This window comes from Rhizobium mulingense, assembly GCF_029194105.1.
Lineage (GTDB): Bacteria > Pseudomonadota > Alphaproteobacteria > Rhizobiales > Rhizobiaceae > Rhizobium > Rhizobium mulingense.
This window is the reverse complement of sequence record NZ_JARFVE010000025.1, coordinates 1-20,902: the sequence shown is the minus strand read 5'-3', so window position 1 is coordinate 20,902 and position 20,902 is coordinate 1. Positions and strand designations below refer to the sequence as shown.

Below are 20,902 nucleotides of genomic sequence, written 5' to 3'. Positions count from 1 at the left end.
AACCTGAAGGCCGCAGGTTCAAATCCTGCCCCCGCAACCATATACAAAAATAGCCCGCCAATCCGGCGGGCTTTTTGCGTTTCCGGGCGACAGAACAGGACGGCGACGAGCTCGTGCGCGTTCTGATCGATTCCGATCGGCGGTGCCAGTCGCATTCCTGCTGCGCGCCGACCTTTGCGCGACATCCTTTAGGGTTTCCCGAGCCGTTCGATGGCCGATTGCAAAGGTGCATCGGAAACATGGATCAGGCCGACATAGGGATTGGCCATATCCGCAATCAGGAAGATCGCGCCGGCGACGGACAGGGCGCAGACGAGCAGAATTGACAGCACAGTCGGATTGGCCGGCGCCTGCAGCCCGAAGGTCGCAAAAAGCAGCCCGAGCCAACAGACGAGAACGGTGAGGAAGGCCCAGGGCAAACCCTCTTTACCGGATTCGACCAGCAGCCAGTGGGTCTCGGCCACCATGCCGCTTACCTCAAGAGCCCGCGCCTGGAGAGAGCGCTGCACGGCATCCCTCGGCGAGAGCGCCCGAAGGTCGCCCTGAACCGCCTCGATATCCTGATATTCCCCCAGCGCCTTGCCGGATGCCTCGTCGGTGGTTTCGGCCGACCAGCCGCGGCTCAGCCGTTTCTCGATCAATTCACGCAGCAACTGCCGCGCCTTGCCGGTTTCCGGCCCGTATTGGGCCATGACGCGGTCAAGCAGGAGCACCCGCGCGGCCGCTGTTCTCATCTCCACTTCGGCGTTGTCGTAGGTGGACTTGGCCGAGGCGATCAGAAGGCCGAGCGCTAAGGCCGATAGCGTTCCCACCACCGCGGTCGCCAGCCTGATGACGTCCTTGGATTCCGAATTGAGATGATGATCCGGCAAGCGGCCGCGCACGATCAATCCAATCGCCGTTGCGGTCGACAGAAACACAAATACAAGTCCGCCAAGCAACAATGAGCCCAAGTCCGGTCTCCGTATTGCCACCTACAGCGCCGCGCGTCTTTTCAGACGGGCAAGGACGCTGTCGCACCTTGAGTTGCTTTCAGCACTGCGATTGTTTGCAATCCGTGCAATAGCTCCCGCCATCATAGCGGAAGACAGGCCGGGCGCGGAACTTTACTTTCCTGGTCTTCCAGTGCCGCCTTCGAGCGGCGCCGGGTGTGCGTCATTGCTGGAAAATGAGCATCACGTAAGCCAGGAAAAGCACCAGGTGCACGGCACCTTGCATGAGATGCGTACGGCCGCTGGCAAAGGTAATGATGCTGACGGCGAGCGTGAGCAGGAGCATCACCAGATCCCCGCGCTCAAGGCCGAGCGTCACTGTGTGTCCGTAGAGCTGACTGACAATGAGCATCGCCGGCACCGTCAGCCCGATCGTCGACAATACCGAACCAAGGAAGATGTTGACAGAGCGCTGAAGATTGTTGGCGATGGATGCGCGCACGGCGCTCATTGCCTCGGGCGTCGCAACGAGGACCGCCATCACGACACCGCCAAATGCGGTCGGAGCATGCAGGGTTTCGATAATGTAATCGATCGGCCGCGCAAGCAGTTCGACGAGGAAGACGATCGGACCCATATAGGCGAAAAGCAGAATGGCATGAGGCCAGACCGGTCCATGGTGAGGGAGACGTTCGCCGGGGGGCTCGTGACGGTTGCTTTCGTCGGTGAAATAGTCCCGATGCCGGCCAGCCTGCAGAAACAGAAATGTGGCATAAAGGCCGACCGATATTATGCCGAGGATCAGTTGTCTCGGCGCCGATGCATGCTGTCCGCCTGGGTCTGCCAGAAATGTCGGCATGACCAGGCTCAAGGTCGCCAGCGGCACGATCACCCCGAGATAGGCGTTGGCGCCCTGCAGATTGTGCTGCTGTTCCGGCCGCCGCCACGCGCCCAGCAGTAACGACAGGCCGACCATGCCATTCAGGATGATCATGACGACCGCAAACAGCGTGTCGCGGGCAAGCGTCGGATTGTTTTCGCCGTGCAGCATGACGGCCGATATCGCCATCACCTCGATCGAAGTGATGGCAAGCGTCAGAATGAGCGTGCCGTAGGGCTCCTTTAGCCGCTCCGCCAAATGATCCGCGTGCCGCACGACCGACAGGGCGGAGCCGAGTACGACGGCAAACAGCCACACGAAAACGACGGTGAACCAAAGCGGATCGGAAAGCCGCCCGAAAAGCTGCTCCTGGAAAGCCAGAAATGCCAAGCTCGTCGCGACGCTGACGCCGAGGAACCATTCCTCACGCACCAAGCTGGTGGCGCTGACGGCGGGGAATGCGGGACCGTCGGTCATCGAAACCACCTGCCTTCCTGCAAATGCCGCCACAATGCGATCATCAACACCATCGCGCGCCCCGCCCGCTGCCCGCGCCTCCTATGAGAATCGTACCGCAAGCCGGGGGTACAAAACGTGCAAGGGCTTCCTTCATTCGCGGCCGGTTGCAGGGATCGCCGCGCCGGTAACGACGGCTGACGCCGGTGAAATCAGGAAGGCGATGAGGCGGGCGATCGATTGCGGCGATACCCAGCCGTCCGTCTTCGCATTGGGCATGGCAGCGCGGTTCTCGGGCGTGTCGATTGTCCCGGGCAGAATGCAGTTGGCGGTGATGCGGTGGCCGCGGTTTTCCGCAGCGATCGCCTCGGTCAGCCGGATGACGGCGGCTTTCGAAGCGGCGTAGGCCGCCTGATTGGCTCCGGCCTTCAGGCCGGGGGCGGCGGCGACGTGAATGATGCGGCCATAGCCTGCTGCCTTCATGGTCGGGAGAACCGCAGCGCTGATCGTCAGCGCAGTACGGGCGTTGGCGGTCATCATCGTGTCCCATTGGGAAGTTGCATCCGGCCCGACCGGTCCCATCTGGAAGCCGCCGACCGTATTGACCAGGGCGCTGACGCCACCGAAGCGCTTGTCAGCCCGCGCGACGGCGGCTGCACAGGAGGCATAATCGGTGAGGTCCGTTCCGGCGATCGACAGGAACTCGGTGGAGGCGGGAAGCTCGCCGGCCAAGGCTTCCAGCTCCTGGCTCGACCGGTTCATGCAGACGAGCTTGGCGCCTCCTGCGGCAAGTTCGCGGACAACGGCACTGCCAAGGTTGCCACCGGCTCCCGTGACGATCACGGCTTTCTGGTCGTTCATGGCAATCGATCTCCTGACGGTGCTGCCGGTGCTGGATGATGCTGCGCATTGTTGATCCAGGCTGCGTCGCAACGCAACCCCCGTGCAGCCGCGCCACGGTCAGGTATCCCAGGATTGTCGGCAGAGTTCTCCGTGGAGAGCTCTGCCCGCGTCATCGGGGGTTCGGCCAGGCTTCAGTGATATTTTTCCCGTTCGCGGCCGAGGATGACCGGCGCATCCAGCTCGGAGATCGGGCGGCTGACATCGGCGGGAATATCCCCGGTGAGCTGCAGGTCGAGATAACGGGCGCAGCAGACGCGCAGGAAGGATGTGAAATTTCCGAGATCGTGGCCCGCATCGATCGACTCATGATGCAGCCGGGTGATCAGCTGCGCGACGTTCATGCCGTCGCGCCGGGCAATTTCCTCGAGCTTCGACCAGAAGAAGTTCTCCAGCCTCACGCTGGTGACCATGCCGTCGATGCGCAGCGACCGGGTGGTGCTTTCCCATAGCCGCGCATCCGCTTTGATGAAGAGTTCACACATGTCGTCCTCGCGGTGCCGCCCTTGTCAGGCGGCGTTGGTTTCAGGCATCGATGCGGCGTCGAGCAGCACCATGAACTGGCGCAGCCAGGAGGGATGCGCCGGCCAGGCCGGCGCCGTGACAAGATTGCCGTCCGAGACCGCGTCGGTGATTGCAATATCGGCATAAACGCCGCCGGCCAGTTCGACTTCCGGCCGACAGGCGGGATAGGCCGAGCAGGTGCGGCCATTCAATACGCCGGCAGCGGCAAGCAGCTGCGCACCGTGGCAGATGGCTGCAACAGGTTTTCCGGTATCGAAGAAGTGCCGGACCGACTTGATGACGTCGGCGTTGAGGCGAAGATATTCGGGGGCGCGGCCGCCGGGGATGACGAGGGCATCGTAATCCTCTGCCCGCACGCTGTCGAAAGTGGCGTTCAGCGCGAAATTATGGCCGCGCTTTTCAGAATAGGTCTGGTCGCCCTCGAAATCATGAATGGCGGTGGCGACGCTCTCACCCGCCTTCTTGCCGGGGCAGACGGCATCGACCGTATAGCCGCAGGCGAGCAGCGTCTGGAACGGCACCATCGTTTCATAATCTTCGGTGAAATCACCGGTGATCATCAGGATCCTTGAAGCTGGCATCGTATCCTCCTTTGAAACCAACGGATGAAGATTAACAAAGACCATCGGACAGAAGGTACTATGGGAATACTACAGGCGAAATTCTCAGCACGTTGCGCGCCAGACCGCCTGTGCGTCTTAGCGGCATGCATCAGACTGTTCTGACCGTAGCATCCGGGACAGCACAGGCCTCTCCGTCGCCGAAGAGTCGCGAACGGGTGAGGAAGCGTTTCTCGCGGCCGTTGTCGAGCGAGAACATGCCGCCGCGACCCGGCACGACATCGATGATCAGCTGCGTGTGCTTCCACGCCTCGAACTGGCTGGCGCTGATATAGACCGGCACGCCGCCGATCTCGCCGAGCTTGACGTCGCTGTCGCCGACCATGAATTCATTTGCGGGGTAACACATCGGCGAGGAGCCGTCGCAGCAGCCGCCGGACTGGTGGAAGAGGATATCAGGATGATCGCGCCTGATCTCAGCGATCAGATCAAGGGCTGCGTCGGTTGCGAGAACACGCGGTTCGCCGTTGACGGTCGTTTCCATCGGTCTTCCTCAGAGTTTCGGGAGAAGAGTTCCCCTCCCCACAAGGGGAGGAGCTAAGCTGCCGCACCGGCAACCTTCCTCGATGACGTTTCAGTAAGGAGATATGTGAGTTTCAGAGCGAGGCGGTTCAGCGGGTCAGGCCCCTCCCCCTTGTGGGGGGTGGGGAGGGGTTTTGACACTCCCTCCCACACGAAAGTTCTCAGAAGAAACCGAGCGCCTTCGGGCTGTAGCTCACCAGCATGTTCTTGGTCTGCTGGTAGTGCTCGAGCATCATCTTGTGGGTTTCGCGGCCGATGCCCGATTGCTTGTAGCCGCCAAAGGCGGCATGGGCGGGATAGGCGTGGTAGCAGTTGGTCCAAACGCGGCCGGCCTGGATCTCGCGGCCGAACCGATAGCAGCGATTGGCGTCGCGGCTCCAGACACCGGCGCCGAGGCCATAGAGCGTGTCGTTGGCGATTTCGAGCGCTTCCTTTTCGGTCTTGAAGGTCGTGACCGAGACCACCGGCCCGAAGATCTCCTCCTGGAAGATGCGCATCTTGTTGTGACCCTTGAAGATCGTCGGCTTGACGTAATAGCCGTTCGCCAGATCGCCGCCGAGATCGTTGCGGGAGCCGCCAGCCAGGACCTGAGCCCCCTCCTGCTTGCCGATGTCGAGATAGGCGAGGATCTTTTCGAGCTGCTCGGTCGAGGCCTGGGCGCCGATCATGGTGGCGGGATCAAGCGGGTTGCCCTGCTTGATTGCCTCGACGCGTTTGACCGCCCTTTCCATGAAGCGTTCATAGATCGATTCCTGGACGAGAGCGCGGCTCGGGCAGGTGCAGACTTCGCCCTGGTTGAGGGCAAACATCGCGAAACCTTCGAGCGCCTTGTCGAGGAAATCGTCATCTTCGGCCATCACATCGGCGAAGAAGATGTTCGGCGATTTGCCGCCGAGTTCCAGCGTCACCGGAATGAGGTTCTGGCTGGCATATTGCATGATCAGCCGGCCGGTCGTCGTCTCGCCGGTGAAGGCGATCTTGGCGATGCGGTGGCTGGTCGCCAGCGGCTTGCCGGCCTCGATGCCGAAACCGTTGACGATGTTAAGCACGCCGGGCGGCAGAAGATCGCCGACGAGATCGGCCCAGAGCAGGATCGAGGCCGGCGTCTGCTCGGCAGGCTTCAAGACGACGCAGTTGCCGGCGGCAAGCGCGGGAGCGAGCTTCCAGGTGGCCATCAGGATCGGGAAGTTCCAGGGAATGATCTGGCCGACGACGCCTAGGGGCTCGTGGAAGTGATAGGCGATCGTATCGTGATCGATCTCGCCGATCGAACCTTCCTGGGCGCGGATGCAGGAGGCGAAATAGCGGAAATGGTCGATCGCCAGCGGAATGTCGGCGACCATGGTCTCGCGGATGGGTTTGCCATTGTCCCAGGTCTCGGCCTGGGCGAGCAATTCCAGCTTGTCTTCCATCCGCTCGGCGATCTTCATGAGAATGTTGGAGCGCTCAGCAGCGGAGGTGCGCCCCCATTTTTCCTTGGCCGCATGGGCGGCGTCGAGCGCGAGATTGATGTCCTTTCCATCGGAACGGGGAATGTCGCAGAGCTTGCCGCCGGTGATGGGCGTGAGGTTTTCGAAATATTTGCCTTCGACCGGCTCGCGCCATTCGCCGCCGATATAGTTGCCGTATTTCAGCTTGAACGGCGACTCGACGATTTTCTGATGAAGCATGTCATCCTCCCTGATGATCCAGGTTCCAAGCGAACCAGTGGGAGGAAAATGTGCGTGTTTTGGCGAAGGGAACAGGGAGGCTCTTCCATACCGCAGTGCACAGTGTCGCAGACTTGCGACAGGATCGGCGACGGATTTGCCGCAACGGCGAAACCTTTGAACCGGTCAGTGGAGGTCGAGCTTCTTCATTTTCCTGTGCAGGGTGGCACGGCTGATGCCAAGAGCGATTGCCGCCTGGGAGATGTTGCCGCGGGCGCGCGACAGCGCCCGCAGCAAGGCTGCCTTCTCGGCCTGGACCATCTCTTCCTGCTGTGAGACGACGGCTTCGCGGAGAGCATCGGCGGCCGGAATGCCGGCGGCGATCCGCTTGTCGTCCAGCTGCAGCGCGATGCGGGCGGCGCGCGTCGCCCCGAGCACTAGGTCATGCCGGTCGACGGCCAGCAGGGCGGCGGCCGAGTTAGCGCCGGCCGGAACCATCACGAAGCGGGCGCTGGGAAAGGCCGAACGGAAGAGATTGAGTTCGATGCGCATCGCGGCATCGCGCACGGTCTGCGTTAGGATCGTCAGCGTCATCTCGTTGGCGTCTTCGCGGCAGGTGGAGATGTCGAGGGCCGCAGCCAGCCGGCCACGATGGTCGCGGATCGGCGCCGTCGTGCAGCTGAGGCTGGTATTGGCGCAGAAGAAATGCTGGTCGCGGAAGATGGCGACCGCGCGTTCATCGGCAAGCGCGGTGCCGATGCCATTGGTGCCGATGCTAGCCTCGGTCCATACGGAGCCGGTCCAGAGGCCGAGCGCGTAAAATTCCTTGTCGTCGCCGGCCGCTCCCCGCCGCTCCAGCGCAATGCCGTTCTTGTCGGTCAGAAGCAGGCAGCAGCCGGCCTTGCCGACGGTGGTGAAGAGGCGATCGAGCTCGTCCGTCGCGCTGGCGATCAGCTGCCCGGACTGTTCGCGGGCGCGCCGGAATTCTACATCGGTCAGGCGCAGCGGCGCCCGTTCGTCCTCGGGGGCGAGCTGGTGCATGGTCATGCATCGCCGCCAGGAGGCGACCACCGGAGAGCTGGCCGCGGCGGAATCGCGCTGAGCAGAGGTATAGACATGCTCCGCGTGCGCTGATTGTTCGTGCATCTGCTCCTCCCCGGAACTTCAGCACAGTCTGATGGAAAAGCCGCGGGTTTGCAATCAGGCCGGCGCGTGGCGGCCGTCAGCGCGCGGCGAAAGGGGGCGCATCACATTTCGGTGTTTGAGCGGTGAGAATGTAACAAAGACTTCTCTCGCCCGTATTTTCCTACAGAGCAAGGCTTTGCAAGATGGGGAGATCCTGGATCATGCTGAACAGACGATTGTTGCTGATGACGACCGTTTTCGGGGCGCTTGCCGGCCGCGCTAGCCTGGCCGGCAAGGCGATCGCCGTCGAAACGTTTCCGGTGACCCACACCGATGAGGAATGGCATAGCCTGCTGACGCCGGATCAATTCGTCATCTTGCGTCAGGCGGGGACGGAAAATCCCTTCAGCAGCCCGTTGCTGCATGAGGAGCGGAAGGGCATTTTCTCCTGCGTCGGCTGCGACCAAAAGCTCTTTTCCTCGGCAACGAAATTCGATAGCGGCACCGGCTGGCCGAGCTTTTGGGCACCGCTCGACCATGCCGTCGGCACCACACACGACACCAGTTTCGGGATGGCTCGCACGGCGGTCCATTGTAGCCGCTGTGGCGGCCATCTCGGACATGTCTTCGACGATGGCCCAAAGCCAACTGGGCTTCGCTACTGCATGAATGGCCTTGTCATGACGTTTCGTGCAGCCTCGGCCTGATCGAAGGAAGCTCTTGTTTGCTGCGCAGCCTGCGAGCGCCGGGGCTATCCTTGCAGCCAAGCCTCGATGCCGCGTGCCGCGGCCCGGCCGGTCGCAAGGCAGGCGGTGAGGAGATAGCCGCCGGTCGGCGCTTCCCAGTCGAGCATTTCGCCGGCGACGAAAGTGCCCGGCAGCGCCTTCAACATGAAGCCGTCGTCGATGCTGCTCCAGCGGATGCCGCCGGCCGAGGAGATGGCCTCGCCGATCGGCCTCGTTTCGAGGACCGGCACCGGCAAGGCCTTGATCATGCCGGCGAGACGGACGGGATCGGCTCGATCGCGCTCGGCGGCGAGCTCACGCAGCAAGGCCGCCTTGACCCCGTCGAGGCCGGCGCCCTTGCGCAGGCGGTTCGCAAAGCTCGATTTGGCGTCCTGCCGCGTGAGGTCGCGGATCAGCCTTTCGAGCGTCCGACCCGGGGCGAGGTCGAGCGTCAGGGCAGCGCTGCCGTGCCTCTGTAGCCGGTCGCGGAGGCTTGCCGCATGGGCATAGACCAGGCTGCCCTCGATGCCGTTTGCGGTGATGACGAATTCGCCGGGAAAGGTGCCGGCGTCGGAGGTGGCGGTGACCGACTTCACGGGCTCGCCGGCGAAACGCTCGCGGAAGCTCTCGCTCCAGCCGGCGACGAAGCCGCAATTGGCGGGTCGGAAGGCATCGATCTCGACGCCCTTCTCCGATAGCCAGGGCAGCCAGCGTGCATCGGAGCCGAGGCGCGGCCAGCTTGCGCCGCCGAGCGCCAGCAGGGCTGCGTCGCAGTGGACGATGCTGCGTCCTTCCGGCGTTTCGAAAACATAGCCCTCATCGGCAAAACCGATCCAGCGGTGGCGGGTGCGCAGGGTGGCGCCCTGCGCCTCCAGCCGCTTGAGCCAGGCGCGCAGCAAGGGAGAGGCTTTCATCACATCAGGGAAAACCCGGCCGGACGAGCCGACGAAAGTCTCGGTCCCGAGCCCTGCTGCCCAATCTCTGATATTGCCAGGGGTAAAGGCATCGAGAGCTGGGCGCAGGCGGGCAGAGGCGGCGCCGAAGCGTGTGGCAAAACGGGCATAATCCTCGGAATGGGTAATGTTCAGCCCCGACTTGCCGGCGAGCAGAAACTTGCGGGCGAAGGTCGGCATGGCGTCGTAGACCGTCACCGCATGGCCGGAGAGCGAAAGCAGCTCGGCGGCCGCCAGGCCCGCCGGGCCGCCGCCGATGATCGCAATTCGCTTCTGGTTCATGGATGTCTTCGCCCGATTCTATCTGGTGCAGTTGTGGCGCGGGCGTCGATTGCCTGCAAGGGCGGGGATCAATGGTGCGGATGCGTGCACCGGCCGTGGTCGGCGAGAACCTCGATGACACGGCATTGGTCGACGCGGCCATGGCCGCAACCTTCCACCATGGTTTCGAGTTCGGCCTTCAGCGCCATCAGGCTGCGGATGCGCTGCTCGACCTCGACGAGACGAGCCTTGGCGATGGCATCGGCAGAGGCACAGGATTGGTGCGGATCATCCTGCAGGGTGAGCAGCGTGCGGATCGCCTCGATCTCGAAGCCGAGTTCTCGGGCATGGCGGATGAAGGTGAGGCGGCTGATATCGGCGGGTTCGAAGGAGCGCTGGTTGCCTTCGCTGCGGCTTGGGGCCGCGAGCAGGCCGATGCTCTCGTAATAACGCACCGTCGGCACTTTGACCCCACTCCGGCGAGCGGCTTCGCCGATCGTGATCTTTTTCATGATTTTCCTCTTGCACCTCTAGTCGCTAGAGGATGTAGGAGGGATGCTTCTGTTTGACAAGGAAGCGGATAATGGCTGAGACGAGCGAGACACGATACCGGGTCGGCGGCATGGATTGCGCCGCCTGTGCGACCAAGATCGACACGGCGGTCAGGCGCGTGGCGGGTGTCGCCGATGTGTCCGTCTCGGTGGTGGCTGGCACGATGACCGTGCGGCATGACGGCAGCGGCAACCTCAAGGCGATCGAGAAGAGGGTGACGGGGCTCGGTTATTCGGTTTCACCCTTTGCCGGAAGCGCGGCGCCGGCACAGGATCACGGCCCGCACGATCATCGCGACCACGGCGATCATGCCGGCCACGACCATGATCATGATCACGCAGGTCACGATCATGGCAAAAAGAAAATCGAGGGGCTGCACGGCCATGCCCATGCGCCGATGACCGGTTCCTGGTGGCAAAGCCGGAAGGGTCGATTGACCATCGTCTCGGGTGCAGCGCTAATCGCCGCCTATGCCATCGGCCATCTCGTGCCTGCGGTCGCATCCTACGCCTTCGTCATCGCCATGCTGGTCGGGCTGGTGCCGATCGCGCGCCGCGCCATCATGGCGGCTCTATCGGGCACATCGTTTTCGATCGAGATGCTGATGACGATCGCCGCCGTCGGCGCCGTCATCATCAATGCCGGCGAGGAGGCAGCGACCGTCGTCTTCCTGTTTCTCGTCGGCGAGCTGCTGGAGGGGGTGGCGGCCGGCAAGGCGCGCGAAAGCATCCAGTCGCTGACGGCGCTGGTGCCGAAAAATGCGCTGCTCGAAGACAATGGCCAGACGCGGGAGGTGCCGGCGGAAAGCCTCGCCGTCGGAGCGATCATCATGGTGCGTCCCGGCGACCGCATCTCGGCGGACGGCGTCATTGTCTCCGGCGAGAGCGCGATCGACGAGGCGCCGGTGACGGGCGAGAGCACGCCAGTGCGCAAGGGTGTCGATGCCGTCGTCTTTGCCGGAACGGTGAATGGCGATGCGGTGCTCAGGGTACGCGTTACGGCGGCCGCTGCCGACAATACTATCGCCCGCGTCGTCAAGCTGGTGGAGGAAGCGCAGGAATCGAAGGCGCCGACCGAACGTTTCATCGATCGGTTTTCGCGCTATTACACGCCCGGCGTGGTGGTGGTCGCAGCCCTGGTGGCGACGGTTCCGCCGCTGCTGTTCGGTGGGTCGTGGGGCGAATGGATCTATAGGGGCCTTGCCATCCTGCTGATCGGCTGCCCCTGCGCGCTCGTCATTTCGACGCCGGCGGCGATTGCCGCCTCGCTTTCGGCAGGCGCGCGGCGCGGGCTGCTGATGAAGGGCGGCGCGGTCTTGGAAACGCTCGGCAAGGTCACGATGGTCGCCTTCGACAAAACAGGCACGCTGACGGAAGGCAAGCCTCAGGTGACCGATATCGTTGCCTTCGGATTGAGCGAGGCGCAGGTCTTGTCACGCGCGGCGGTACTGGAGCAGGGCTCCAGCCATCCCCTGGCGCTGGCGATCCTCAACCGTGCTCGGGCGGACGGCGTCCCCGTGCCGCCGGCCTTCGAGCTGGAGGCGCTGCCGGGCAAGGGCGTCACCGGCAAGGTCGGGGGCGAGACGCTCGATCTGTTGTCGCCGTCCGCCGCTCGCGAGCGTGGGGCGCTCGATGGCGAGAAGGATGCACGCATCACGGCACTGAACGACGAGGGCAAGAGCGTATCGGTGCTGCTCGTCAACGGCGTTGCGGCCGGACTGATCGCTATACGCGACGAGCCGCGCGCGGATGCCAGGGCCGGACTGTCCGCGCTCAAATCGGCCGGCGTCAAGGCGATGATGCTGACGGGCGACAACAAGCGGACGGCGGCAGCTGTTGCCGGCATGCTCGGCATCGACTGGCGCGGCGAGATGATGCCGGAAGACAAGCAGCGGGTCGTCGGCGAATTGAAGCGTCAGGGTTTTGTCGTCGCCAAGGTCGGCGACGGCATCAACGACGCTCCGGCGCTGGCGGCGGCCGACATCGGCATCGCCATGGGCGGTGGCACCGATGTGGCGCTGGAGACGGCCGATGCCGCCGTGCTGCACGGGCGCGTCGGCGACGTGGCGCGGATGATCGAACTGTCGAAACGAACGATGCGCAATATCCTAGAGAATATCACCATCGCCCTCGGGCTGAAGGCGGTGTTCCTGGTGACGACGATCGCCGGCATCACCGGCCTCTGGCCGGCGATTCTCGCCGATACCGGCGCCACCGTGCTGGTGACGATCAATGCGCTCAGGCTGCTTCGAGTAAAGATGTAAACATGTCGTGCTTGCGGCGCTCGTCACCTGAAGAGTGCCGCTGACAGCGGCCGCCAAACCCTCTTTCGTCATGCTCGGGCTTGTCCCGGGCATCTGCCTCCGGTCGATAGGCAGCAGATCCTCGGCAGGCCGAGGATGACGCGGAGAGGGAGGTTGGTCATCAAATATGAGAGTGGCTATAGGCTCGCTCTCTTCATCCGACCTTCTCCACAGCCTGCTTTCGTTAAGCCTTCGTTATCCTCGTTTTTCAGAGGAACGCAGTAATTTCAAACCTGTCGTAACGCAATGCACAAACCATCCGTTGACGTGATTTTGGATTCGCGTACTATATCTAGTGTTCAAGGTTCCTTCGATTCGTCAGGATCGCGGGCTAAGACGGGAATACGGTGTGTTTCGCCATGACGGCGCAACAAAGCCGGAGCTGCCCCCGCAACTGTAAGCGGCGAGCAACTGTCCGATTTCAGGTCACTGAGGCATGATGCCTCGGGAAGGCTGGGGCAGGATGCTTCGACCCGCAAGCCAGGAGACCTGCCTTGAACTAGATGTCCACGGGCGGGGTGTCCGGAAGGTCGCGTGCATGAAAGCGGAATGATCCGCGCCTGTTACGCTGCCCCGAACGTCCGCATGAGCACTTCGGGGTTGAAGTCATGTCGAGAATATCAAGGCCGCCGTCCGCGCTAATCCCGAAAGGGATCATATCGGGCGTTTAAAGCGCCGACTTGCCAGATCACCATCAAGCGTTGCCCCGGACGTCGCAAGGCGCCCGATCCCAGTATTGCGTCCTGAATTTTTTGACATCACGAGGAAGATGATGAGCGTTACCGTCTACAGCAAACCCGCCTGCGTTCAGTGCACCGCCACCTACCGCGCCCTCGACCGTCTAGGGGTCGATTATGACATCGTCGATATCTCGCAGGATGCCGCAGCGCTCGATCGTGTCCGCAGCCTGGGCTACATGCAGGCGCCCGTCGTCATCGCCGGCGAACGGCATTGGGCGGGTTTCCGTCCCGATATGATCAGCGCGCTCTCTTGACCGGAAAACGGCGATGGGGCTGCTCGTCTATTATTCCAGCCGATCGGAGAATACCCATCGCTTCGTCGCCAAGCTCGGACTGCGCACGGCGCGCATTCCCGCAAGCGGCGCAGCCGGGTTCCATATCCGCGAACCCTTCGTGCTTGTCGTGCCGACCTATAGCGGCGGCGGTGGCAAGGGGGCCGTTCCCAAGCAGGTGATCCGTTTCTTGAACGAAGCGGAGAACCGAGGACACATCCGGGGCGTGATTGCCGCGGGCAACAGCAATTTCGGCGAGACATATGGGCTTGCCGGCGACGTGGTCTCGCGCAAATGCCGGGTGCCTTACCTCTACAGGTTCGAGCTCCTCGGCACCGAGGAGGACGTCGTCAACGTCAGATACGGATTGGAACGGTTTTGGACACGGGAACAACTCTGACGCGGGATGCGGGCGCAATACCGCATAACACTTTTGCTCATCCCGTCGGCGAACGCCCCTCGAAAGCGGCGGAAACGCTCGACTATCACGCGCTGAACGCGATGCTGAACCTCTATGATGATGAGGGCAGGATCCAGCTCGACAAGGATCGCATGGCGGCGAAGCAGTATTTCCTGCAGCACGTGAACCAGAACACGGTGTTCTTTCATAATCTGAGGGAAAAGCTCGATTACCTCGTGACCGAGGGGTATTACGAGCAGCAGGTGCTCGATCAGTATTCCTTCAATTTCGTCCGCGACCTGTTCGATCAGGCCTATGCCAGGAAATTCCGGTTTCCGACCTTTCTCGGCGCTTTCAAATATTACACCAGCTATACGCTGAAGACCTTCGACGGAAAACGCTATCTCGAGCGCTACGAGGACCGCATCTGCATCGTGGCGCTGACCCTGGCGCGTGGCGACGAGGCCCTTGCCCGCGACATGGTGGACGAGATAATTGCTGGCCGTTTCCAGCCGGCGACGCCGACTTTTCTCAATGCCGGTAAGAAGCAGCGCGGCGAACTGGTTTCCTGCTTCCTGCTACGGGTCGAGGACAATATGGAATCGATCGGCCGATCGATTAATTCGGCGCTGCAGCTGTCGAAGCGCGGCGGCGGTGTCGCGCTGTCGCTGACGAATATCCGTGAGGCCGGCGCGCCGATCAAGCAGATCGAAAACCAGTCGTCGGGCATCATCCCGGTGATGAAGCTGCTCGAAGACAGTTTCTCCTATGCCAACCAACTCGGCGCGCGTCAGGGGGCAGGTGCTGTCTATCTCAACGCCCATCATCCCGACATCATGCGTTTTCTGGACACTAAGCGCGAAAATGCCGACGAGAAGATCCGCATCAAGACGCTGTCGCTCGGTGTCGTCGTGCCCGACATCACCTTCGAGCTCGCGAAAAACAATGAGGATATGTATCTGTTCTCGCCTTACGACGTGGAGCGCGCCTACGGCGTGCCTTTCACCGAGATTTCGGTGACTGAAAAGTATCGCGAGATGGTGGCGGATGCGCGCATCTCGAAGAAGAAGATCAAGGCGCGCGAATTCTTCCAGGTGCTCGCCGAAATCCAGTTCGAGAGCGGTTATCCCTACATCATGTTCGAAGACACGGTGAACCGGGCGAACCCGATCGCCGGGCGCATTTCGATGAGCAATCTCTGCTCCGAGATTCTCCAGGTCAGCGAGGCGAGCGAATACAACGACGACCTCTCCTACGAGCATCTCGGCAAGGATATTTCCTGCAATCTCGGCTCGCTGAACATTGCAGCGGCGATGGACTCAGCCGATTTCGGCAAGACGATCGAGACCTCCATCCGGGCGCTGACGGCCGTCTCCGACATGAGCCATATCGCCTCGGTCCCGTCGATCGAGAAGAGCAATGACGAGAGCCATGCGATCGGTCTCGGCCAGATGAACCTGCACGGTTATCTCGCCCGCGAACGCATCTTCTACGGATCAGAGGAAGGCGTCGATTTCACCAACATCTATTTCTATACGGTGACCTATCACGCGATCCGCGCCTCGAACCTGCTGGCGGTCGAACGCGGCACAAGCTTCAAGGGCTTCGAAAATTCGAAATATGCCTCCGGCGACTATTTCGACAAATATACCGAACAGGAATGGAAGCCGGCCACCGAGAAGGTGCAGGCGCTGTTCGACAAATCAGGAATCCATATTCCGACGCAGGACGATTGGGCGGCGTTGAAGACAGCTGTCATGACGTCTGGCCTCTATAACCAGAACCTGCAGGCGGTGCCACCGACGGGGTCGATCTCCTATATCAACCACTCGACCTCGTCGATCCATCCGATTGTCTCCAAGATCGAGATCCGCAAGGAAGGCAAGACCGGCCGTGTCTACTATCCGGCCCCGTTCATGACCAACGACAATCTCGATTATTATCAGGATGCCTACGAGATCGGCGCGGAGAAGATCATCGATACCTATGCGGCGGCGACCCAGCATGTCGACCAGGGCCTGTCGCTGACCCTGTTCTTCCGCGACACGGCAACGACGCGTGACATCAACAAGGCGCAGATTTATGCCTGGAAGAAGGGCATCAAGACCATCTACTACATCCGCCTTCGCCAGATGGCGCTGTCCGGCACCGAGGTGCAGGGCTGCGTGTCTTGTACGCTGTAATTTGAATTCGCTCCGGAGCAATTTGCCCCTCACCCTAACCCTCTCCCCATTTTGACGGGGAGAGGGGACTTGCCACACGAACCGGAAATACTGACGGAAGACAGTGCGGCATATCCCCTTCGCTCCGCGGGCGGGGAGAAGGTGCCGGCAGGCGGATGGGGGCAAATCCGCGCATATTCCTCAAGAGGACCACCCCATGAACATACAATTGAAGCCCGTTTCCCGCGTGCGCGCCGTCAACTGGAACCGCATCGAGGACGACAAGGATCTCGAAGTCTGGAACCGGCTGACCGGCAATTTCTGGCTGCCTGAGAAAGTGCCATTGTCCAACGACATCCCTTCCTGGACGACGCTGACGCCGGCCGAGCAGCAGTTGACCATCCGCGTCTTCACCGGGCTGACGTTGCTCGACACAATCCAGAACGGCGTTGGTTCCATCAGGCTGATGGAGGATGCGGTAACGCCGCATGAGGAGGCGGTGCTTTCCAACGTCTCCTTCATGGAGGCGGTGCATGCGCGTTCTTATTCCTCGATCTTTTCGACGCTGTGCTCGACGCCCGATGTCGACGATGCCTATCGCTGGTCGGAGGAGAACGAGTCCCTGCAGCGAAAATCAATGCTGATCATGGAGCAGTATGGTTCCGGCGATCCCTTGAAAAAGAAGGTCGCCAGTGTCTTTCTCGAGAGTTTCCTGTTCTACTCCGGCTTCTACCTGCCGATGTACTGGTCGAGCCGCGCCAAGCTGACCAACACGGCCGACATGATCCGGCTGATCATCCGTGACGAGGCGGTGCACGGCTATTATATAGGCTACAAGTTCCAGCGCGGGTTGGAGCGGCTTTCCGAGGAGAGACGGCAGGAGATCAAGGATTTCGCCTTCGACCTGCTGCTCGAGCTCTACGACAACGAGGCCAGATATACCGAGGCGCTCTATGACGGCGTTGGGCTGACCGAGGACGTCAAGAAATTCCTGCATTACAACGCCAACAAGGCGCTGATGAACCTCGGCTACGAGGCGCTTTTCCCGGCCGAGGCCTGCAAGGTCAATCCGGCGATCCTGTCGGCGCTTTCGCCGAATGCCGACGAGAACCATGACTTCTTCTCCGGCTCCGGTTCTTCCTATGTCATCGGGAAGGCAGTCGCGACCGAAGACGAGGATTGGGATTTCTGAGGCTTTCTCGCAGTCTGCCCTTATCATTTGCTTCCCTGTCGCCCACATTCAGCGGAAACTGAATTCGATCCTCGCAGATGACGTGAAGTAGCGGAGCTTTTGATGTCACCTTTTTTGAACAAGACTGGGACTGCCGTAGAAGCGGACGAGGGCGTCTGGCCGATCCGCAGGAGGCGGATTCTCGATTGGCTGGTGAACGAGACGCGGGGCGAGCGTTTCATCGACAACATTTTCGTGGACATGTGCGGGAAGCTGCTGTCGGCTGGGGTGCCGGTGGCCCGGGCGACATTGCATTTCCGGACGAACCATCCGCAATGGATCGGCGCACGCATCCTCTGGAAGGAAGGGCTCACAGAGGCGAAGATCAACACATTCGCCTATGGCGTCGAAAACACGCCCGAGTTCCTGACCAGCCCGGTCAACGCGATCCATCAAGGTGCGGAGGAAGTGCGCAGGCAGTTGGAAGGTGCAGCTGACGGTGACTTGGATTCATTCTATGGGGAACTGCGCGATGACGGCTTGACCGAGTATATCGCCTGGCCGCTCGAACACACCTTCGGCAAACGGCATGTGGCTACATTTTCCACCAACCGGCCGGGCGGTTTTACCAGCGAACATGTCGACTTCCTGCGTGATCTCCTTCCGGCGCTGACCTTGATCAGCGAAATTCGCCTGAAGAACATCATGGCGCGCACGCTGCTGCAGACCTATGTCGGGCCGCATGCAAGCGAGCAGATCCTGTCGGGCGTGACGACACGCGGCAGCGGCGCCACCGTCGGTGCAGCGATCATGATCTGCGACCTGCGCGACTTTACGGCAATCTCCGATCTCTGGCCGCGCGACGATGTCATCCATCTGCTCAACGACTATTTCGACGCCATGTCGGATCCGATCGAACGCTATGGCGGCGAAATCCTGAAGTTCATGGGCGACGGATTGTTGGCAATCTTCCCCTTAAGCAAGGCAACGGCCTGCGCCGATCTGCTGCAGGCGATCCGCGAAGGGCAGGCGTTGATGGCCGAGCTGAACGAGCAGCACGCGCGGACAGGACGCGAACCGCTGCGTTACGGCGTCGGCGTGCATGTCGGCGACGTCATGTACGGCAATATCGGTTCGCGCCGGCGGCTGGATTTCACCGTCATCGGCCCTGCCGTCAATATCGCCTCGCGGCTGGAAAACCTGACCAAGGAGGTCAAGCGTCCGGTGCTACTGTCGCGGGCCTTCGTCGAAATGGCGGGCTGCGCCAAAGACATGGACAGCCTCGGCACCTTCCCGCTGCGCGGGCTCGGAGAGCCTGTCGATGTCTTCGCTTTTCCGGAACGATAGAGAAGCTCAGACGCCTCGCTTGTTTCCCCACAGCAGCACATGCAGCTGCGGCAGCACGCGCGCTGCAAACCACTGGTCGGCCGTCACTTTCTCGACGAGCCAGTGCATCCGGTCCATCACGCCGTCGATATCGATACGGGGGTCGTCGTCGTCGCGTGTCGGCGGCGTATGGTTGCCCGGCTGGAGGAACAGGGGAATATAGGGGTAGCGCCGACCCGCCTCCCGGGCGAAAGCATAGTCGTCATCGTCAAAGATGACGATTTTCAACACGATCTCCGGCCCGCCGGCGGTGAGCCGGAGACAGTTATCGACTTCATCCCAGTTCGTCTGCATCCTGCTCGACGGCGGCTTCGGGCTCAAGACCAGAACATCGAGATCGCGAAACCAGTTCCGAGCGAGACTCCCCTGCGTTTCCAGCGCGAAGCGATATCCCTGGGACCGGCCGAGCTCGATCAGCGGCCCCAAAGGCTGGATTGCCGGATTGCCTCCGGAAAGAGAAATGGTCAGCGGCTTACCTCCAGAGAGCTTCGTGACCTCCTGCCAGATCGCCTCGACGGACATGGGAAGCCATTGATCCCGGAAGGCGCTGTCGACGGCGTGAAGGCTGTCGCACCAGGAACAGCGATAATCACAGCCGCCGGTCCGGACGAACACTGTCGGCAGCCCGATCAAAGCGCCTTCGCCCTGGATGGTCGGGCCGAAGATCTCGCTGACGCGAATGGTCTCTCCGCTCATGGCCGGTACTCCGCCCAGGTCTTCGGCGTCTCGCTGACGCGGACGGACGATGTCTCGGGAAAACGCTGCTTGCACCAGTCGTAGAAATGCTTGGCCAGGAATTCGGAGGTGACTTTCGAATGGCCGAAGACCTCGTTCAGGTGGCGATGATCGAGAGCCTCGTCGATATAGCGCTTGAGCGGCGACAGGTCGTGATAGTCGCGAACGAACCCGTCGTCATTCAGGCTTTCGGCGGCGAGTTCGACGACCACGATGTAGTTGTGGCCGTGGAGCCTGGCGCATTGATGGTCCGCCGGCAGGTGATCCAGCTGGTGCGAAGCGGAGAGATGAAACTCCTTGGTGATGCGGTACATCAACGCACCTCCGCCGCGGAATATTGCGACACGGCCGCTTTCCAGAAGTCCCGGTCTTCATAGTCCGTTGGATCGGCGACACCGGCAAGGTGGAAGGCTTCGCTGCGTTCGACGCAGGTTCCGCAGCGCCCGCAATGAAGGTTGCCGCCCTTGTAGCAGGACCAGGTCTCGGCAAACGGCGTGTCGTGTTTTGCGCCGTCGGCGACGATCGCCGCTTTGGGAACATCGACATAGGGCGCCAGCAGTCTGACGCTGGCATAACCGTCCAGCGCTTCGTTCTGCATGCGCTGGAAGGCGTCGATGAACCCCGGCCGGCAGTCGGGGTAAATGAAATGGTCGCCGCCGTGCACGGCGACGGCAACGGCATCGGCCTTTTGCGCGGCGGCCAAGCCGAATGCAATGGCCAGCATGATGGCATTGCGGTTCGGCACTACGGTGGCCTTCATGGTCTCCTCGGCATAGTGGCCGTCCGGGACCTCGACATTGTCGGTCAGCGCCGATCCGCTGAGATGGCCGCCGAAGGCGGCGATGTCGATGATTTGATGCGGAACGGCAAGACGTGCGGCGCACCGGGCGGCGAAGTCGAGTTCCTTGCGATGCCGCTGGCCGTAGTCGAAGGAGACGAGGCCGATAAGCTGTTGCTCCGCCGCGATCTTGTGCGCAAGCGAAACGGAGTCGAGTCCGCCGGAGCAGACGACGAGAGTCTTCATATTTTGGATCCCTTGTTTTGACCGGGTGGGCTGCGACCGGATTACGGCGTGCTTCTAGGCCAAATCGGGCGTGATGCAAACCGTTTTAAGATGTCGGCCTCGAAAGTTGTGCGGTCCTGCCGATCGGCAAATCGATTTGCGTCGGCAACGGGAGGCGGAGGCCTCCGGGTCAGGATTGCTGATGCGCCGACGCGGCCAGCGTCCCGGATCCTCCCCCGCCGGCGTCTACTCCTTAAGGATCGTGTCGACTTTCGGCGATGGTCTGAAAAAATCAAGAACGCTGTAAATTCAGTGTGATAGCGGAATAGCCATATTTTTCTCGGGAGTCGAGAAAGGGCTTGACGACCAAGCGCTTATACCGTTTTAAATTAGCAACCGCGCGGAGGAGCGTGGCCGTATGTCGACCGCTGCAAAGGCGGTAAACATCGGGCGGCTGGGAAGGCCCGCCGCCGAATTTCAAACGGGAGGAATTCATGCGCAAGTTTTTGAGCTCGGCGGCTGTTGCTGTCGTGATGACGGCTGGCCTCGGTGGCGCCCGCGCCGCCGACGTCAAGGAAGTGCAGATGCTGCACTGGTGGACGTCAGGCGGCGAGGCGGCGGCGTTGAACGT

Annotated in this window: 21 protein-coding genes, 1 pseudogene and 1 riboswitch; of the genes and pseudogenes, 8 read left to right on the top strand and 14 right to left on the bottom strand. The window is 61.6% G+C overall.

Translation table 11 applies throughout. The features are described from left to right. From PYR71_RS29635 to PYR71_RS29595, 9 genes are all read right to left on the bottom strand, one after another. The coding region (locus PYR71_RS29635) for a hypothetical protein (RefSeq protein ID WP_275621774.1) at positions 1–185 on the bottom strand (185 nt) is incomplete at its 3' end. A gap of 3 nt (positions 186–188) precedes the next feature. Then, positions 189–953 carry a bestrophin-like domain gene (locus tag PYR71_RS29630; protein WP_275621773.1) on the bottom strand — a complete coding sequence of 255 codons (765 nt, stop codon included), beginning with the start codon at positions 951–953 and terminating at the stop codon, positions 189–191. Positions 954–1,155: 202 nt separating this feature from the next. Beyond that, positions 1,156–2,289: a calcium:cation antiporter gene (locus PYR71_RS29625; protein ID WP_275621772.1), complete on the bottom strand. Its 1,134-nt coding sequence runs from the start codon at positions 2,287–2,289 to the stop codon at positions 1,156–1,158. Between the two features lie 132 nt (positions 2,290–2,421). Further along, positions 2,422–3,129 carry an SDR family NAD(P)-dependent oxidoreductase gene (locus PYR71_RS29620; RefSeq protein WP_275621771.1) on the bottom strand — a complete coding sequence of 236 codons (708 nt, stop codon included), beginning with the start codon at positions 3,127–3,129 and terminating at the stop codon, positions 2,422–2,424. 173 nt (positions 3,130–3,302) lie between these two features. Then, positions 3,303–3,653, bottom strand: a complete 351-nt coding sequence (locus PYR71_RS29615) for a ribbon-helix-helix domain-containing protein (protein WP_183920378.1) — start codon at positions 3,651–3,653, stop codon at positions 3,303–3,305. 24 nt (positions 3,654–3,677) lie between these two features. Next, complete coding sequence (locus tag PYR71_RS29610) at positions 3,678–4,274, bottom strand: DJ-1/PfpI family protein (RefSeq protein ID WP_275621770.1); 597 nt, start codon at positions 4,272–4,274, stop codon at positions 3,678–3,680. A 130-nt stretch (positions 4,275–4,404) separates the two neighbouring features. Continuing rightward, on the bottom strand, positions 4,405–4,797 hold the full coding sequence (locus PYR71_RS29605; protein ID WP_275621769.1) for a DUF779 domain-containing protein: 393 nt from the start codon (positions 4,795–4,797) through the stop codon (positions 4,405–4,407). A 199-nt stretch (positions 4,798–4,996) separates the two neighbouring features. Continuing rightward, positions 4,997–6,505, bottom strand: coding sequence for an aldehyde dehydrogenase (adh, locus tag PYR71_RS29600; protein ID WP_275621768.1), 1,509 nt, complete (start codon positions 6,503–6,505; stop codon positions 4,997–4,999). Between the two features lie 165 nt (positions 6,506–6,670). Continuing rightward, complete coding sequence (locus tag PYR71_RS29595) at positions 6,671–7,630, bottom strand: helix-turn-helix domain-containing protein (RefSeq protein ID WP_183920386.1); 960 nt, start codon at positions 7,628–7,630, stop codon at positions 6,671–6,673. A 200-nt stretch (positions 7,631–7,830) separates the two neighbouring features. Here PYR71_RS29595 and msrB point away from each other — a divergent pair, with 200 nt between their 5' ends. Next, positions 7,831–8,316, top strand: coding sequence for a peptide-methionine (R)-S-oxide reductase MsrB (gene msrB, locus PYR71_RS29590; RefSeq protein WP_275621767.1), 486 nt, complete (start codon positions 7,831–7,833; stop codon positions 8,314–8,316). A 44-nt stretch (positions 8,317–8,360) separates the two neighbouring features. Here msrB and PYR71_RS29585 read toward each other — a convergent pair whose 3' ends face one another. Then, positions 8,361–9,569: a TIGR03862 family flavoprotein gene (locus tag PYR71_RS29585; protein WP_275621766.1), complete on the bottom strand. Its 1,209-nt coding sequence runs from the start codon at positions 9,567–9,569 to the stop codon at positions 8,361–8,363. Positions 9,570–9,637: 68 nt separating this feature from the next. Next, the gene (locus PYR71_RS29580) at positions 9,638–10,060 is read right to left on the bottom strand and encodes a MerR family transcriptional regulator (protein WP_183920391.1); all 423 of its coding nucleotides are present in this window, start codon (positions 10,058–10,060) and stop codon (positions 9,638–9,640) included. A 71-nt stretch (positions 10,061–10,131) separates the two neighbouring features. Here PYR71_RS29580 and PYR71_RS29575 point away from each other — a divergent pair, with 71 nt between their 5' ends. The 6 genes from PYR71_RS29575 (at position 10,132) to PYR71_RS29550 (ending at position 18,494) form a co-directional block, all read left to right on the top strand. Next, positions 10,132–12,363 carry a heavy metal translocating P-type ATPase gene (locus PYR71_RS29575; protein ID WP_275621765.1) on the top strand — a complete coding sequence of 744 codons (2,232 nt, stop codon included), beginning with the start codon at positions 10,132–10,134 and terminating at the stop codon, positions 12,361–12,363. 324 nt (positions 12,364–12,687) lie between these two features. Then, positions 12,688–12,913: riboswitch (cobalamin riboswitch) on the top strand. 261 nt (positions 12,914–13,174) lie between these two features. Continuing rightward, entirely contained in the window at positions 13,175–13,396 is a 222-nt protein-coding gene (gene nrdH / locus PYR71_RS29570) for a glutaredoxin-like protein NrdH (protein WP_275621764.1), read from the top strand. 13 nt (positions 13,397–13,409) lie between these two features. Continuing rightward, on the top strand, positions 13,410–13,814 hold the full coding sequence (gene nrdI / locus PYR71_RS29565) for a class Ib ribonucleoside-diphosphate reductase assembly flavoprotein NrdI (RefSeq protein ID WP_275621763.1): 405 nt from the start codon (positions 13,410–13,412) through the stop codon (positions 13,812–13,814). After that, on the top strand, positions 13,793–15,997 hold the full coding sequence (nrdE, locus tag PYR71_RS29560) for a class 1b ribonucleoside-diphosphate reductase subunit alpha (RefSeq protein ID WP_275621762.1): 2,205 nt from the start codon (positions 13,793–13,795) through the stop codon (positions 15,995–15,997). The genes nrdI and nrdE overlap by 22 nt, the downstream gene beginning before the upstream one ends. 196 nt (positions 15,998–16,193) lie before the next feature. Continuing rightward, entirely contained in the window at positions 16,194–17,168 is a 975-nt protein-coding gene (gene nrdF / locus PYR71_RS29555; protein ID WP_275621761.1) for a class 1b ribonucleoside-diphosphate reductase subunit beta, read from the top strand. A gap of 102 nt (positions 17,169–17,270) precedes the next feature. Beyond that, entirely contained in the window at positions 17,271–18,494 is a 1,224-nt protein-coding gene (locus PYR71_RS29550; RefSeq protein WP_275621760.1) for an adenylate/guanylate cyclase domain-containing protein, read from the top strand. 6 nt (positions 18,495–18,500) lie between these two features. Here PYR71_RS29550 and queE read toward each other — a convergent pair whose 3' ends face one another. From queE to queC, 3 genes are read right to left on the bottom strand one after another with little or no spacing between them, the layout of a single operon-like run. After that, positions 18,501–19,229: a 7-carboxy-7-deazaguanine synthase QueE gene (gene queE, locus PYR71_RS29545; protein ID WP_275621759.1), complete on the bottom strand. Its 729-nt coding sequence runs from the start codon at positions 19,227–19,229 to the stop codon at positions 18,501–18,503. Continuing rightward, positions 19,226–19,582 carry a 6-carboxytetrahydropterin synthase QueD gene (queD, locus tag PYR71_RS29540; protein WP_038691505.1) on the bottom strand — a complete coding sequence of 119 codons (357 nt, stop codon included), beginning with the start codon at positions 19,580–19,582 and terminating at the stop codon, positions 19,226–19,228. The genes queE and queD overlap by 4 nt, the downstream gene beginning before the upstream one ends. Further along, on the bottom strand, positions 19,582–20,292 hold the full coding sequence (queC, locus tag PYR71_RS29535; RefSeq protein ID WP_275621758.1) for a 7-cyano-7-deazaguanine synthase QueC: 711 nt from the start codon (positions 20,290–20,292) through the stop codon (positions 19,582–19,584). Before queC ends, queD begins: the two co-directional genes overlap by 1 nt. A 473-nt stretch (positions 20,293–20,765) precedes the next feature. On the opposite strand from queC, the pseudogene PYR71_RS29530 reads away from it, so the two are divergent. Then, positions 20,766–20,902 (top strand): annotated as a pseudogene (locus PYR71_RS29530) (sugar ABC transporter substrate-binding protein); the annotation flags it as partial.